The organism is Mycobacterium sp. WMMD1722 (assembly GCF_049315205.1).
Lineage (GTDB): Bacteria > Actinomycetota > Actinomycetes > Mycobacteriales > Mycobacteriaceae > Mycobacterium.
The window spans coordinates 2,376,449-2,390,978 of record NZ_CP186056.1; the positions used below are offsets into that span (position 1 = coordinate 2,376,449).

15 protein-coding genes are annotated in these 14,530 nt (G+C 70.1%); 4 read left to right on the forward strand and 11 right to left on the reverse strand.

Annotation, left to right across the window (positions count from 1 at the left end):
* The first annotated feature begins 145 nt into the window (after window positions 1-145).
* Entirely contained in the window at window positions 146-1,165 is a 1,020-nt protein-coding gene (locus ACN27E_RS11305; RefSeq protein WP_422749097.1) for a DNA topoisomerase IB, read from the forward strand.
* Window positions 1,166-1,175: 10 nt separating this feature from the next.
* Here ACN27E_RS11305 and ACN27E_RS11310 read toward each other — a convergent pair whose 3' ends face one another.
* From ACN27E_RS11310 to ACN27E_RS11340, 7 genes are read right to left on the reverse strand one after another with little or no spacing between them, the layout of a single operon-like run.
* The gene (locus tag ACN27E_RS11310; RefSeq protein ID WP_422749099.1) at window positions 1,176-2,111 is read right to left on the reverse strand and encodes a glycosyltransferase family 9 protein; all 936 of its coding nucleotides are present in this window, start codon (window positions 2,109-2,111) and stop codon (window positions 1,176-1,178) included.
* Complete coding sequence (locus ACN27E_RS11315) at window positions 2,102-2,806, reverse strand: SDR family oxidoreductase (protein ID WP_422749101.1); 705 nt, start codon at window positions 2,804-2,806, stop codon at window positions 2,102-2,104. Before ACN27E_RS11315 ends, ACN27E_RS11310 begins: the two co-directional genes overlap by 10 nt.
* A gap of 15 nt (window positions 2,807-2,821) precedes the next feature.
* Complete coding sequence (locus ACN27E_RS11320; protein WP_422749103.1) at window positions 2,822-4,231, reverse strand: PfkB family carbohydrate kinase; 1,410 nt, start codon at window positions 4,229-4,231, stop codon at window positions 2,822-2,824.
* A complete protein-coding gene (locus tag ACN27E_RS11325) occupies window positions 4,224-4,790 on the reverse strand; it encodes a D-sedoheptulose-7-phosphate isomerase (RefSeq protein WP_422749105.1) in 567 nt (188 codons plus the stop codon). The genes ACN27E_RS11320 and ACN27E_RS11325 overlap by 8 nt, the downstream gene beginning before the upstream one ends.
* Entirely contained in the window at window positions 4,787-5,818 is a 1,032-nt protein-coding gene (locus ACN27E_RS11330; protein ID WP_422749107.1) for a glycosyltransferase family 9 protein, read from the reverse strand. Before ACN27E_RS11330 ends, ACN27E_RS11325 begins: the two co-directional genes overlap by 4 nt.
* Window positions 5,815-7,320 (reverse strand): HAD-IIIA family hydrolase, encoded by a 1,506-nt coding sequence (locus ACN27E_RS11335; RefSeq protein ID WP_422749109.1) that lies wholly within the window; start codon window positions 7,318-7,320, stop codon window positions 5,815-5,817. Before ACN27E_RS11335 ends, ACN27E_RS11330 begins: the two co-directional genes overlap by 4 nt.
* The gene (locus ACN27E_RS11340; RefSeq protein WP_422749111.1) at window positions 7,317-8,972 is read right to left on the reverse strand and encodes a carbamoyltransferase; all 1,656 of its coding nucleotides are present in this window, start codon (window positions 8,970-8,972) and stop codon (window positions 7,317-7,319) included. The genes ACN27E_RS11335 and ACN27E_RS11340 overlap by 4 nt, the downstream gene beginning before the upstream one ends.
* A 165-nt stretch (window positions 8,973-9,137) precedes the next feature.
* Between ACN27E_RS11340 and ACN27E_RS11345 the strand changes: the two genes are divergently transcribed.
* Window positions 9,138-10,025: a glycosyltransferase family 2 protein gene (locus ACN27E_RS11345; RefSeq protein WP_422749112.1), complete on the forward strand. Its 888-nt coding sequence runs from the start codon at window positions 9,138-9,140 to the stop codon at window positions 10,023-10,025.
* A gap of 5 nt (window positions 10,026-10,030) precedes the next feature.
* Here the strand turns inward: ACN27E_RS11345 and ACN27E_RS11350 are convergent, their stop codons facing one another.
* A complete protein-coding gene (locus ACN27E_RS11350; RefSeq protein WP_422749114.1) occupies window positions 10,031-11,269 on the reverse strand; it encodes a glycosyltransferase in 1,239 nt (412 codons plus the stop codon).
* A 24-nt stretch (window positions 11,270-11,293) separates the two neighbouring features.
* Window positions 11,294-12,259, reverse strand: coding sequence for a glycosyltransferase (locus ACN27E_RS11355; protein WP_422749116.1), 966 nt, complete (start codon window positions 12,257-12,259; stop codon window positions 11,294-11,296).
* A 144-nt stretch (window positions 12,260-12,403) separates the two neighbouring features.
* Between ACN27E_RS11355 and ACN27E_RS11360 the strand changes: the two genes are divergently transcribed.
* The gene (locus tag ACN27E_RS11360) at window positions 12,404-13,273 is read left to right on the forward strand and encodes an SDR family oxidoreductase (RefSeq protein ID WP_422749118.1); all 870 of its coding nucleotides are present in this window, start codon (window positions 12,404-12,406) and stop codon (window positions 13,271-13,273) included.
* Between the two features lie 78 nt (window positions 13,274-13,351).
* Window positions 13,352-13,588, forward strand: a complete 237-nt coding sequence (locus ACN27E_RS11365; RefSeq protein WP_422749119.1) for a CsbD family protein — start codon at window positions 13,352-13,354, stop codon at window positions 13,586-13,588.
* A gap of 87 nt (window positions 13,589-13,675) precedes the next feature.
* On the opposite strand, the gene usfY is transcribed toward ACN27E_RS11365, so the two are convergent.
* Together usfY and ACN27E_RS11375 are read right to left on the reverse strand one after the other, a co-directional pair.
* Window positions 13,676-13,984 (reverse strand): protein UsfY, encoded by a 309-nt coding sequence (gene usfY, locus ACN27E_RS11370; protein WP_422749120.1) that lies wholly within the window; start codon window positions 13,982-13,984, stop codon window positions 13,676-13,678.
* A gap of 81 nt (window positions 13,985-14,065) precedes the next feature.
* Window positions 14,066-14,431, reverse strand: coding sequence for a hypothetical protein (locus ACN27E_RS11375; protein ID WP_422749122.1), 366 nt, complete (start codon window positions 14,429-14,431; stop codon window positions 14,066-14,068).
* Window positions 14,432-14,530 lie beyond the last annotated feature (99 nt).

The window sequence follows — 14,530 nt, forward strand, 5'->3', positions numbered from 1 at the left end:
CGCAGGTAGTACGTGTAACTGGACTTTCGACCGGGTAACACCCGGTCATGAATCAGGTCGCCGGCCGCCGCTGCTCATGGTCTGCCTCCCATACCCCGGCGCGCGCTGGTGCGAAACACCACATCTCGCGGCCGGGCCGGCGGGTATGCGACTTCGGCGCAGCGTAGTCACCGGACCCGGGCTGACCCGGGTCCGGCGTGGCAAGGGCTTCTCCTATCGCGATCACAACGGCGAGGCCGTCACCGACCAGAAGACGATCGACCGGATCAACGAGCTGGTGATTCCGCCCGCCTGGAAGAAGGTGTGGATCTCCCCCTACGCCAACGGGCACATCCAGGCCGTGGGCACCGACGCCGCGGGGCGCCGCCAGTACCTCTATCACCAGCAGTGGCAGGAAGAGCGCAACGAGGAGAAGTTCGACCGCGTTCTGCAGATGTCCCGGGCGCTGCCGGAGATGCGTCAGCGGATCGCCGCAGACCTGAGCAGGCGGGGTCTGGACCGCGACCGGGTCCTCGCGGTCGCGCTGCATCTGCTCGATCTGGGCTACTTCCGCGCCGGGGGCGACATCTATGCCGAGGAGAATCAGTCCTACGGGATCTCGACCCTGTTGTGTGAGCACGTATCGCTGCAGCGTCAAGCGGTGGAGTTCGACTACCCGGCCAAGAGCGGCGTCCGTCGCACGCTGCTCATCGACGACCCCGAGGTGGTGCGGTCGGTACGGGCACTGCTGCGCCGGCCGGACAAGACCGGGCGATTCCTGTCCTGCCGCAAGGGCACCGAATGGACCGACATCCACTCCGACGACTTGAACGCGCGTTTCAAGGAGATCGTCGGTGACGAGTACTCGGTCAAGGATCTGCGCACCTGGCACGGCACGGTGCTCGCGGCCGCGGCGTTCGTCGACGCCGACCCACCGGTCGACAAGAAGGTGATCAAACGGGTCGAATCGGCGGTCATGAAAGAGGTGTCCGAGGCGCTTGGCAACACCCCCGCGGTGGCCCGCGCGTCCTATGTGGACCCTCGCGTGGTCGCGGGTTACGAAGCGGGCCTGACGATCTCAGCGGGTGCGCGGCGCGCCGAGAGAGCCACCCGCCCGCAGGAGCGCCAGGCGATCCTCGAGAAGAGCACCGCCACCCTCATCCGCCGGGTCGCGAAATCCGGCTGACGCGGCGTTGTCACACCCGTGCGCGGTGCGGCGATTCCGCGGCGTCGAGTACCGCAGCAGTGGTGATGCGCAGCAATCCGGTGTGCGGTTCGCCCGCGTGCGGATCTCCGCTCTCGCCGGCCCACAGCACGATGTGCCGACCGGCTGTGCGCGGACCCCACCGGCTCGGCGGGGTGGGTCCGAACAGCAGCACCGACGGGGTCCCGGTGGCCGTCGCGATGTGCGCGACACCGGTGTCACCGCAGATGAGCAGGTGGCCGCCGGCGATCAGGGTGACCAGTTCGAGCAGGTCCAGCCGCCCCGCCAGGAGGGCCGAGTCGGGCAGCCCGGCCTGCCGGACGACCGAGAGGGCAAGGTCCGCCTCGCTGCGGTCACCGGTGACGACGACGTCGTGTCCGGCGTCGTGCATGGCTCGAGCCACGGCGGCGAAGCGGTCCGCCGGCCACCTGCGGGCCGGCGACGCCGCACCGGGGTGGATGACCACCACAGCGGGCCGGTCGGACTCCGCCGGCGGCGAGATCCTCAGATCCGTGGGGTCACAGGACATGCCGGCCGTCGCCAGCAGGGCACACCACCGGTCCACCTCGTGGAGGTCGGCCCGCCACGGCGGTCCGGGTAGATCCCCGAACGCCTCGTGCCGGTGGCTCAGCAGTGAATCCGGCTGCAGGGCCAGCAAATCGGCGATACTCTCCGGCCCGCTTCCGTGCAGATTCACCGCGAGGGCCGGCCGGCTCAGGTCGGTGCTCAGCCGCCCCAGCCCCGGGGTCGGGGCCACGACGTCCACCGCGCCGGTGAGCTTCGCCAGCGCTGCGTAGCGCTGCGGGGCGGCCAGCACGATCTCGGCGTCCGGCCGGGCCCGGCGCAGACCCCGCAGTGCCGGCACACCGGTGAGCAGATCGCCCAGCCCCAGCGCCCGCAGCACCACCACCCGATCGGTCACGGCCACGAGGACTCGGTCGGCGCACACACCACCAATTCGCGAATCTCGCTCCCGGGCGGCTGGCACAGCGCGAAGACCACCGTCTCCGCGACGTTCTCCGGCTGGTTCAATTTGGCGTCCGGCGGCGGCTTGTACTGGTCGAGACGGTTGTCGAAGAACGCGGTGTGCATCCCGCCCGGGATCAGCGTGGTCACACCGACCTCACCGGCCAGTTCCGCGGCCAGCGCGCGGCTGAAACCGACGACGCCGAACTTCGATGCGCAGTACGCGGTGGCGTCGCTGACGGCCTTGATGCCCAACGTGGACGCGCAGGTGACGATCCGGCCGCCGGTCACCTTCAGATACGGCAGCGCCGAGCGCACCACCGCGGCGGTTCCCAGCAGGTTGACGTGGATGACGCGTTCCCAGTCCTTGACCGCGACGTCGTCGAGCTTTCCGCAGGCGTCGGTGCCCGCGGCGGTGAACACCCCGTCGAGTTGGCCGTCGACCTGCTCGGCCAGGCCGCGCACCGCCTCGTCGACTGCGCCGGTGTCGGCGAGGTCGCACTGGGTGTAGGCGACGTCGTCGCCCAGCTCGGCCGGCAACGGGTTGACGTCGAGCACGAGTGGTTTCCCGCCATGTGCGACAACGGCTTTCACTGTTGCCAGTCCGAGTCCCGAGGCTCCACCGGTGATCAGGACGTTGCCGAGTCGGGTTGTCATGGATTGCTCCTGTCGTCAGGATCGCGCGGCGGCGATCAGATTCGATGAGGAATAGCCGGCGACGGTGGGCAGCAGCACCACCTCGCCGCCGTGCCGGCGTACCACGCCGGCTTCCGGGAGGTCGCTCTCGGTGTAGTCGCCCCCTTTGACCCAGATGTCGGGTCGGAGACGTTCCAGCGCCTGCTCCGGTGAGGGCTCGCCGAAGATCACCACCGCGTCGACGCATGCCAGCGCCGCCAGCACCCTGGCCCGGTCCTCGGCGGCCATCACCGGTCTACTCGGACCCTTCAGGGCCCGCACGGAGGCGTCGGAGTTCAGCAGCACGATCAGGGCGTCGCCGAGCTGGCGGGCCTGGTGCAGCAGCCGCACATGGCCGGTGTGCAGCAGGTCGAAGCACCCGCCGGTGGCGACCAGGGTCCCACCCCGCCTGCGCAGCCGGTCACGGACCTCGGTCACGTCACCGGTCAGAGCGGCTGACTGTGTTGCCGCCGTGCGGCTTTCGACGCAGACGGCGCGGGAGACCCCGACCGCTCCGCCGGTGTTGACGAAGCGGCTGGCCGCCTCGACCGCAGCGGTCACCGCGGCCGTGGCGTCGTCGCCGGCGCCGAAGGCCTGGGTCGCGGCCACCGCGAACCGATCGCCGGCACCGCAGGTGTCGCGCCGGCCGGTGCCCGCGCCGGCGGCGGCCGGTACCGGAACATGCACACTGCCCGCCTGGCTGGCCAGCACCGCGCCCCCGGCGCCGAGCGTCACGCACACCGCGTCGGCGCGCCAGCGCTGCCGGAGTCGTTCGGCCGAGTGCGCGTCGCTGTCGCCGCGTTCGGAGAAGCGTTCGGCCTCGGACTGATTCGGCGTCACCAACCAGCAGCCGGCCACCGGGGCGGCGCCCCGCGGGTGCGGGTCCCACACCACCGGGGTCCGCTCGGCGATCTCGGCCAGCAGTTCCCGCATACCGGTGTGCGCGGTGACGCCGCGGCCGTAGTCGGCGACGCAGACCGCGCGGGCCCGGTTGAGCGCATCGGCGACTTCGGCCGACAGCTCGCCGCCCGCGGCGGTGCCGTCACCGTGGTCGAGCCGCAGCATGGACTGGCCGCCGGCGCGGATCCTGGTCTTGCAGGGCGTGCCCCCGGTGAGCGGCAGCGCGACGACGCGCACCCCCGCCTCGGTGAGCAGCGCGGCGAGCGCCCTGCCGTCGTTGTCGTCGCCCAGGGCGGTCACCAGGACGACGTCGCGGTCCACGCGTGCGGCGAGTACCGCCGCCAGACCGGCGCCGCCGGGGCGGTGCCACACCCGTTCCGCGTCGACGACGGGCACCGGCGCCTCGGGGCTGAGCCGGGTGGCGCTGCCCTCGATGTCGACGTCGAGCATCGAATCTCCGACGATCACCAACGGACGGCCCGCGCTCCGGCCCGAGACCTCAGCCATGGGAGACCTCCAGCACGTCGTCGAGTGCGATGCACAGCGCGTGCACGCACAGCAGGTGGATCTCCTGCACGGTGGCCGTCGTCGCGGCCTCGACGCAGATCGCGTCGTCGCACATCGCGGCCAGCGGGTTGGGCGCCGGGCCGGTCAGAGCCCACGACGTCATACCGATCTCGTGGCCCGCCTTGACCGCGGCCAGCACGTTCGGGCTGGTACCGCTGGTGGACAACGCGATGAGCACATCGCCGGGCCGGCCGTGGGCGCGGACTCCACGCGCGAAGATCTCCGCTACGCCGTAGTCGTTGGCGATCGCCGTCAGCGCGGAGGTGTCCGCGTGCAGCGAGATCGCCGAGAGCGGCCTTCGTTCGTCCTTGAACCGCCCGACGAGTTCGGCGGTGAGATGCTGGGCTTCCGCGGCGCTACCACCGTTACCGCAGGCCAGCAGCCGGCCGCCCGAGGTCAGGACTTCGGCAAGCTGTCTGCCCCATGCGGTCAGCCGGGGTGTCTCGCGGCCGATGCGTTCGAGCGCCTCGGTCAGCGCACCGATGTGGGTCTCGATCATTGCCGTCCTCCGATTCGATCGACCGCATCGAGGAGTTCGATGTCGGTGATGCCGTCCAGACACGGATGGCCAGGTACCGGACAGCGGCGGGCCCGGGTGAGACGGCACGGGGCGCTCTGATCGCCGAGCCGGATCACGGTGCGCCCGTACGGACTCCATTGCGACGACGGCACCACGGGCGCGAACAGCGACACCACCGGGGCACCCACTGCGGCGGCGAGATGCGCCGGACCGGTGTTGGGAACGATCACCGCCCGGGCGTGTTCGTACAGTCCGGCCAGTGCGGGCAGATCCGTGCGCCCGCCGAGGTCGGTCGCCACATCGGCGGCCACGGTCCGCGTCAGCTCGGTCTCGGCGACATCCCCGGTGACGACGACGCGGTGCCCGGCCGCCGCGAGGGCGGCCACCATCGCCGCACTGCGTTCGGCGCTGGGGCGGCGGGCCGGCACCGCCGCGCCGGGATGGAACACCACATACGGCTCGGTCCCGATCAGCGCGGCGATGTCGTCGGGAAGTGGCGGCGCCGACCGCACCCGGAGCGATCCGTCATCGTCGCCGGGCAGCTCGCAGCCGCCCGCCTTCGCCAGCGACAGCGCCCGTTCGGGCTCGGGGATACCGGATTCGACGTGATGCCGCAGATCCAGCAGGGTGCCCGGGTAGTCCTCGCAGATCGCCCCCACCCAGGGGATCGACGCCATCCGGCAGATCAGCGCGAGCGGCAGCGGCGACTGGTGGAACGAGGTGAAGATGTACACCCGGTCCGCGCGGATGTCGCGGAGCTGCTTGATCAGGTCGTCGACGTGACCGGCGGTGAGTTCTGGTGAGTCGAAATCGACCCAGGGCGCCTGCCATTCGATGATCTCATCGACGCCCGGCAGGAGCTCGGCGGCGGCTCGGCCCCGCGGTCCGGCCAGGAAGGTGACCTGGTCGTGACACGCCGCCACCGCACGCACCGCCGGCCCGGTGATCAATACGTCCCCCGCACTGTCGAGCCGGGCGACCAAGGCCTTCTTCCTGCAAGCGCTCATCGGCAATCCCGCAGCACGAGTTCCACCGCATCCGTCAGCGTCGCGGCCACCCTGGCCCGCTCACGCGCCTCCCAGACCTCCTGGGAGAGTGTGCGATCGGTCGGCACCAGGACGGCGTCCGCCCGCGCGGACAGCGCCGCGTTGACGTCACCACCGGTGTCGCCGATCATCACGCAGCGCTGGGGTGCGACACCGAGCTCGGCGGCCGCGGCCTGGACCATGCCCGGCGCCGGCTTGCGACAGCCGCAGCCGTCACCGGCATCGTGGACGCAGATCTGCCAGGAGTCGAAGGGGCCGAGTTCGGCATCCACCCGCGCATTGACGGCGGCGAGCTGGTCGCCGGTGATCAATCCCTTGGCCACGCCGGACTGGTTGCTGACGATCGCCAGCAGCAGTCCCCGGTCCCGCAACCGGGTCAGTGCCTCGACCGCGCCGGGCATCGGCTTCACCCCGGCCGGATCGTTGAGGTAGGGCGAATCCACGATGATCGTGTCGTCGCGGTCCAGCAGCACCGCCAGCGGCGGATCACGACGCGCCCCGCGGTAGGCCCATTCGCCGCGCATCCGGTGATACAGCGCGACCGGCGGAATCAGCGCGCTGGTGAGCGTCATTCGCCCGGCCTCGGCCAGCGTGCGGGGACCGGACAGGAACCGGCGCGCCGCGAATTCGCCGGTCATCGCCGCCCACACGCCGGCAGCCACCCCGGCCGTGCGCGGTCTGCCCGCGACTGCCGCGAACACCGCGACGACCGCAGCGGTCGTGGTCGCCGTGTGGGCGGGCAGCCGGCCGGGCCCTTCCCCGATGGCCGCACGCCAACGGCGACCAAACTTGCGGCGCAGCAAGGCATTGTCCCGATTGCCGATCTGGGCGCGCACACTGCTCAGTAGCGACGCCGCGGCGACCGGGTGCGTCGAGCGCCGCGAGCCCTGCGCGATCGTGTTGCCCTGAGACGTGATTCGCAGCGCAATGTCGGAATCCTCACGGTATGCCCGTGGGAACCGCTCGTCGAAGCCGCCCACCTCGACCAGTGCCGAACGCCGGTAGGCCATATCGGCGGTGATCCACTGAGCGTCGGCGAGTCGCTGGGTGCGCCGCTCGTCGTCGCTGGCGCGCCGGCCGGGCGTGGCGGGCACCTCGATCACCGCCTCGGATCCGGCGGCGCCCTCGGCCTCGGCCGCCGCCAGGTCAGCCGGTAGTCGCCGGCGCCAATCCGACTGCGGCACAACATCGTCGTCCACGAAGGCGATCCACTCGGTGGCGGCGGCGCGCCAACCGACGTTGCGAGCGGCGGCGGGTCCGCGTCCACCACTGCGCAACACGGTGACCGGCAGCGGGACGTCGAACTGCAGCGGCGGGGTGGGTTCTGCTCGATCGTCGACGATCAGGACCGCAACCGGGTTGGGACCTGCCTGACCGGCGATCTCGGCCACCAACCGGCGCACCGAGGGACGTCCGGTCGTCGGGATGACGATCGTGTACTCGATCACGGCGGCGTCGCTCACCCGGACCTCCGCACCAGAAACGGACCGATTGCCAGGATGTCGATCGGGCTGCTGCCGAAGCATTCGAGCGCATCGCGGGGGCTGTCCACCATGGGCCGCCCGGCGGTGTTGAAGCTGGTGTTGACGACCACCGGGACACCGGTGCGTTCGGCGAATCTCGTGATCGTGGCGTGCAGAAGCGGCTGGTCGGTGTGCACGGTCTGGATGCGCGCCGTGCCGTCGACATGGGTGACGGCCGGGATCCGCGAGCGCCACGCGTCGGCGACCTCGTGTACGAACAGCATGTACGGGCTCGGAATCGGCCCACCCGAGAAGATCTCGGCCGCGCGTTCGGCCAGCACCATCGGCGCCACCGGCCGGAACTGCTCGCGCCCCTTGACGGTGTTGAGCCGTTCGAGGTTCTCGATGCGGCGCGGGTCGGCCAGCAGCGACCGGTTGCCCAGCGCGCGGGGGCCGAACTCCGAACGACCCTGGAACCAGCCGATCAGCTTGTCGTCGGCCAGTGCGTCACCGACGGCGGCCGCGAAGTCGTCCGGGCGCTCGAACGGCACGGCCGCCTCACGCAGCACCGCCTCGATCTCCCGGTCCGACCAGCCGCGTCCGAGGGCTGCCGACGGCATCGGGGTGATCGGTTCCCCGGCCTCACCGGCCAGCGAGAGCGCGGCGCCGAGCGCGGTTCCGGAATCCCCGGCGGCGGGCTGCACCCACACCCGCTCGAAACCGCCCCTGGTGAAGATCTTCGAGTTGGCCACGCAGTTCAGCGCCACCCCGCCGGCCAAGCACAGGCTGTCGGCGTCGGTCTGGGCACGCAACCAGCCGACCAGGTCGAGCAGCACCTCTTCGACCACCTGTTGCACGCTGCAGGCCAGATCGGCGTGTTCGGGATCGGGCCGGTCCAGGGCGTGGCCCTTGCCCGCGCCGGCGTCGCGCTTGGGGGTGAACGACTCCCAGTCCACACCCTCGGTGCGGAATTCGCCGTCGCCGGTCGCGTACACCAGTTCGCGGAACCGGTCGGCGAAGCGCGGGGTTCCGTAGGACGCCATGGCCATCACCTTGTACTCGTCGCTGGAGCGGGCGAATCCCAGGTGTTCGGTGAGTTCCTCGTAGAACAGTCCCAGCGAGTGCGGAAGCGACTGGGTGGCAAGCACATCGAGCTTGGTGTCGTGGTAGGCGCCCGCCAGCATCGAGGCGCGTTCCCCGCGGCCGTCCACCACCAGTACGGCGCAGTCGGGGTGTGGTGAGGCCAACGCGCTGGATGCCGCGTGCGCGACGTGGTGGCGGACGTGCCGCACGATGTCCGGGTCCAGCCCGGGCAACGCCGACTGCAGGAAGCGGGGTGCCCGCTCGGCGTACAGCGTGCGCAGGTACTCCCAGTCCCGGTCCAGACCGGCCATGCCCTCGGTGGTTTCGTCCATCAGCCGCGGGTCGTAGGAGTAGCCGACGGCGTCCAGGTCGGCCGCGGTCAGCCCGGCCTGCTCCAGACACCAGCGCGCCGCCTGCACCGGCAGCTCCCAGGTCGAGAACGGCACGGCTTGTTTGCCGTGCTTACGGCGGGAGAAGCGTTCCTCTTCGGCGGCGGCCACGATCTGACCGTCGACCACCAGGGCGGCCGCCGGATCGTGGAACACCGCATTGATCCCGAGTATGCGCATCGGTTCCCCTAGGTCGTCGGATATTCCTGTCGCAGTGGGCATCCCGCGTTACTCGCGAAATCCCGGTCGATCTCACACACCTCGCCGACATACCCCCGGGTTGATCTTGCAAACGCCGTTTGCGGTGCGGGGTCGCGGGTACGGACGACGACCATGGGACAACGGATGACGCGCCGGAAAGACGCGCCGAGAACGACGTTCGTCATCGCCAGTCGCAACCGCGCCGACGAGTTGACCTCGGTGGTCGAGCGGCTGCTCGACACCACCGGCTGTCCCGTCGTGGTGGTCGACAACGACTCGCGTGACGATTCGGCCGTGGCCGTCCGACGCATCGCCGACTCCGCGGCGGATCGGGTGCAGCTGATCGAGCTGACCACCAACCGGGGCGCCGCCGGCCGCAACGTCGGTGTGGCCGCCGCCCGTACCCCGTACGTCGCTTTCTGCGACGACGATTCGTGGTGGCAACCCGATGCACCTCGGATCGCCGAGCACACCTTCGACGCCTATCCGTCGGTCGGTCTGCTGGCCGCGCGAACCATCGTGTTGCCGCGCAACGAAGAAGACGAGTTCTCCACGATGTTGGCCGGCAGTCCGCTCGGTCGACACCCGCACCTTCCCGGCCCATCGATCCTGGGCTTCATGTCCTGTGCGGCGATCGTGCGCAAGGCGGCGTTCCAGGCGGCGGGGGGATTCTCGGACCTCCTGCACTTCCGCGGCGAGGAGATGCTGTTGGCCGTCGACATGGCTGCACTCGGCTGGCAGCTGTGTTATCTGCCGAGCTTGGTCGCCGTGCATCAGCCCTCGCAGGTCCGGGCCACGACCGCCGCCCAGGACGCCCGGGTGCTGCGCAACGATGTGCTGACCACCTGGCTGCGCCGGCCGGCCGGGCACTGTCTGCGCGCCGCGGCCACCCTGCTGGGTTCCACCGCGCGTGATGCCGAACATGCCCGGGCCGCCGGTGAAGCCGTCATCCGACTGCCACAGGTGCTCGGCCGGCGCCGCCGGCTTCCCGACCGCGTCGAGAACGCGCTCGCGGTGCTGGAATCCGGGTGAGACCGTCATCTCGATGAGGCGGTCGTCGCCGCGGCTGTGGACACCGTCGGGCGTTCGTACTGCTCGGCGGCCAAGCGGTCGTAGATGCGTTCGGTGTCCGCCGCGACCCGGTCCCAGGAGTAGCGGGCTTTGGCCCGGTCTCGTCCAGCGGCGCCGAGACTCTGACGGAGGAACTCGTCGTGCAGCAGATGATTGATGGCGTCGGCCACCTCGGTGTGCCGCCTGGGTGTGACCAGTCGTCCCGTCACATCGTGGACCACCGTGTCCAGCATCCCGCCGACGGCGGCCGCCACCACCGGGACACCGCAGGCCATCGCCTCGAGGGGCACGATGCCGAACGGCTCGTACCACGGTGTGCAGGCCACCACGTCGGCCGAGCGCAGCAGGGCGGGCATGTCCGCCCGCGCCACCGCGCCGTGCAGCACCAAACGATCGGCGACACCGAGCTGTTCGGCCAGCGCACGCAGCCGGCGGGCCTGCGGATCGGACTCCACATCGGCCCGGTCGGGACCGCCGACGAGCACCAGCTCGGCGTCCGGGATCGCGGGTAATGCCCGCAGCACCACGTCGAAACCCTTGCGCGGCACGAACCGTCCGACACTGACGATGCGATGCCGGTCGGTGCGCTCGGCTCTGGGGCCGTCGGGAGTGAACAGGTCGAGGTCGACACCGCATGGCACCACCGAGGTGCGATTGCGCGAGCGGCCCAACCGCATCAGCTCGAACACCTCGTCGGTGCAGGTGGCAGCGACCCACGAGGCCTGACGCGCCACCATCGCTTCCAGCCGAAGGCGCTCCTGCGGGCTGGTGTCGTCGGCACCCTGGTGGCGGCGTTTGACCACCCCGAGCGCATGGAACGTCTGCACCGCGGGCAGATCCAGGTGGCGCGCCGCCAACTGGGTGGCGATGCCCGACATCCAGAAGTGCGCATGCGCCACGTCCGGCCGGTCGTCGCGCCAGCGCTCGTCGAGGTGGCGAGCGAACGGACCCATGTGGGTCAGGAGGTCGTCCTTGGGCAACACCTCCGGCGGCCCCGCGGGGACGTGCACCACGGTGTATCCCTGTGGCGTCGTGACCCGTTCGGGCAGCGCAGCATCGTCGCGCCGGGTGTAGACATCGACCTCGTGACCACGCCGCGCCAGCGCCGCGGACAGCTCGGCGACGTGGACGTTCTGCCCGCCGGCGTCGACACCCCCCAGGGCCGCCAGTGGACTGGCGTGTTCGGAAACCATGGCGATCTTCACCACCGCAATCCTCTCCCGCGAGGCTCAATCACAGATTTCGTCGATCAACCGGTCCCAATCACCGAGGAACCGGTCGAGCGAGAAATGTGCCATCGCGAAATCGCGCGCCGCCTTTCCCGCGGCGAGGGCCGCGGGGAGATCCGACACGAACTCTTCGGTCGCGGATGCCAGGGTCTTGACATCTGCGCTCACCACACCCGCCTCGGCGGGTACCACCAATGGGGCCATGGTGGCCGCGACGGCCACCACCGGCATACCGAGGAACATCGCCTCCAGCAGGGACAGCCCCAGAGAAGTCCAGCGCGCGGTGTGCAGATACACCCTGCGGCGCGCGACCTCCCGGTGCAGTTCGGGTCCGGTCACGTCGCCCCGCCCCTGCACGCCCGGCCAACCACGTTCGGCGAGTTCCGTTGTGCGCATTCCCCAGACGTCGATCGGCGCATGCGCTGCCAATTCCGGTAGCAGGTCGGCGCCGACCGTGCGCCAGCGACGCAGCGGCTCGTTGATCATGGTCGCGGCCGCCGGCACCTCACCGGTGAACTGCAGCCCCGGATCGGCGATCCCGTGATCGATCACGAGCGTGGGTGCTGCGCCGCTGTCCCACATCAGCCGGTTGACGTCGGTGACGTGAACAATGGGGATGTCGCTTCGGCCGGCCAGCGGGTGCACGCTGTCGACGGCGAACGGCCGCGGTGCATTGTGTTCGACGAAGACGGCCGGCACGTCGACACCCGGGCGGCGGCCGGTCCATTCTTCGACCAGCTCGATCTCTTCGGGGCGCTGCAGCACCACCAGATCGATGTCCGCGTCGCGCAGCCGCTCGAGCGGCGTCTCCTCGGCGCGCGGCCAGTCGCGTCCCAGCAGGCCGCGGCCGGCCGCGTCCTTGGCCTCGTTGACCGGGACGAGGTAGCGGTGCGGACCGGCGACCAGGGACTGCAGCCAGGACCCGTGGACGTGCCACACGAGTACCGAGCGCGCACCCACAGCCATGCGCGGGACGTATCCCCGCTCTTGGGCGATAAACGTCGAACGTTCGAGATTTCCTGAACGGGATGACCTGCGCTTCGCGAAGTGGACCGAACGCCGCTCCCAGGTGGCGGTTTGCGTCGCCGCGGCCCGGATACCCGGGCGGTCATGGCTGACTCCACCTCCGAGACCGCACCCACGCCGGACGCCGTCATTCCCTACCCCGGTCACACTGCCGACATGGCGGACCGGCCGCGCGACGAGATGCGTGCGTACGTCGGCCGCGACCTGCTACTCGGTAAACGGGCCCTGATCACCGGCGGCGACTCGGGCATCGGCCGCGCGGTGGCGGTGGCGTTCGCCAAGGAGGGCGCCGACGTGGCGATCGCCTACCTCGACGAGGACGACGACGCTGAGCACACCGCTCGGCTGGTCGAAACGGCCGGGCGGACCTGCATCCGGCTGCCCGGTGACCTGGCCGAAGCCGACCAGTGCCGCACGGTGGTCGAGCGGACCGTCGGCGAATTGGGCGGCATCGACATCGTCGTCAACAACGTCGCCTATCAGAATCCTCAGCAGTCGCTCAGCGACATCAGCGACGCCCAGTGGCGGCGCACCTTCGCCGTCAACATCGACAGCTTCTTCCACGTCACCAAGGCGGCGCTGGCACATCTGCCCGACGGCGGGGCCATCATCAACACCGCGTCGATCAACGGGTTACGCGGCAACAAGTCGCTGATCGACTACTCGGCCACCAAGGGGGCGGTGCTGGCGCTGACGTACTCCCTCGCGCAGTCGCTGGCCGAGCGCAACATCCGGGTCAACTGTGTCGCGCCCGGGCCGGTGTGGACGCCGCTGATTCCCGCGACGATGGAGCAGGAGAAGACCGAAGGGTTCGGCGAGCAGGTGCCGATGGGCCGCGCCGCCCAACCCGACGAGATCGCCCCGTCGTACGTGTTCTTCGCCGCGTCGCCGATGTCGTCGTACTACAGCGGTGAAGTCCTCGCGCCCATCGGTGGCGAGACGCTTCCGGGATGATCGTTTAGCTTTTCCGGCGTTCGGGCACCCCGCCGTTGAGGATCGTTGCCAGCACGATCACGCTGACGAGAGGTGGATATGACCGAGAAGAACAGTGGTCCCGAAGAAGGCATCAAGGGCGTCGTCGAGGATGTGAAGGGCAAGGCCAAGGAGACTGTCGGCACGGTCACCGGCCGCGACGACATGGTCCGCGAGGGTAAAGCCCAGCAGGACAAGGCCGATGCCCAGCAGGATGCCGCGAAGAAGGAAGCCGAGGCAGAGTCGGCTCGCGCGGGCGCCAAGGCAGCCGAGGAACGCCAGAAGAACGAGCAGTAGCTCACGTTCACAAGAGGCCCAACCGATTCCGTTCGGTTGGGCCTCTTTGGCGTACCGCGCCTTGCGGCTATGCGTAACGCCGGTGGCTCAGCTGGACGGTTCCTGGCGCGGGGCGTCGGGATGTTCCTGGTGCCACCGCTCTTCGATGTCACGCACTCGGCGATGGGAGGCCCAGAACCACCCACCGGCGGCCAGGAGCAGGACGGCGGACACGCAGCCGAACGCGATACCGACGGTGTGGTGTGACGTGGCGTGTCCGGCGAGTGCGGAGACGAACGATGCCAGCGCCAGGCCCAGCAGGATGAGCGCCGGGAGATTCGTCGTGTCCTTCATCGTCTCGCCGGCATGCGGCCTGGTGGTCCGGACGTGATCGACGGGGTCTTTGGGGCTTTTCATGAGCACTCCTTGGTGGGCACACCTATGCCTACCCGGCGCCCCGCGGCACAAAACGGTGCCGGCCCCGATGTCAGCGCGACGTCAGGGAAGGACCACAGATCCCACGAGCGCCGGCGTGCTGGTGGTCACGACCAGCACCGTCAGAGCCATCAGGAACCAGCCCGCGGACTGCCAGGCCACCCAGGCGTCGCTGCGACGGCGGTGCTGCAGCGTGCGCAGAAAGGCCCGAGCGGCACCGGTCAGGAAGATGGCCGGGGCGCCCAGCGACAGGAGCGTGCGCTGGGGGACGCCGCAGGCCAGTGGATCGGCCACCGACCCGCCACAGGTGCTCACCCACACGGCGGCCAACAGGAGAAACCCTGCGCCGGCGACGGCGACGGCGAGCGTGGAGCGCACGACATCGCGCCGCACATTCTCGGGCCGAACATCATGCGGATGCTGATACATGGTGCGCCCCTACCGGAAGATCCCGCTCTGACCAGCGGGAAGTTCCCGTTACCCGGCCGTGATAAACCTCGGCGCGCGGGGATCGAACTCCGCGGTGAC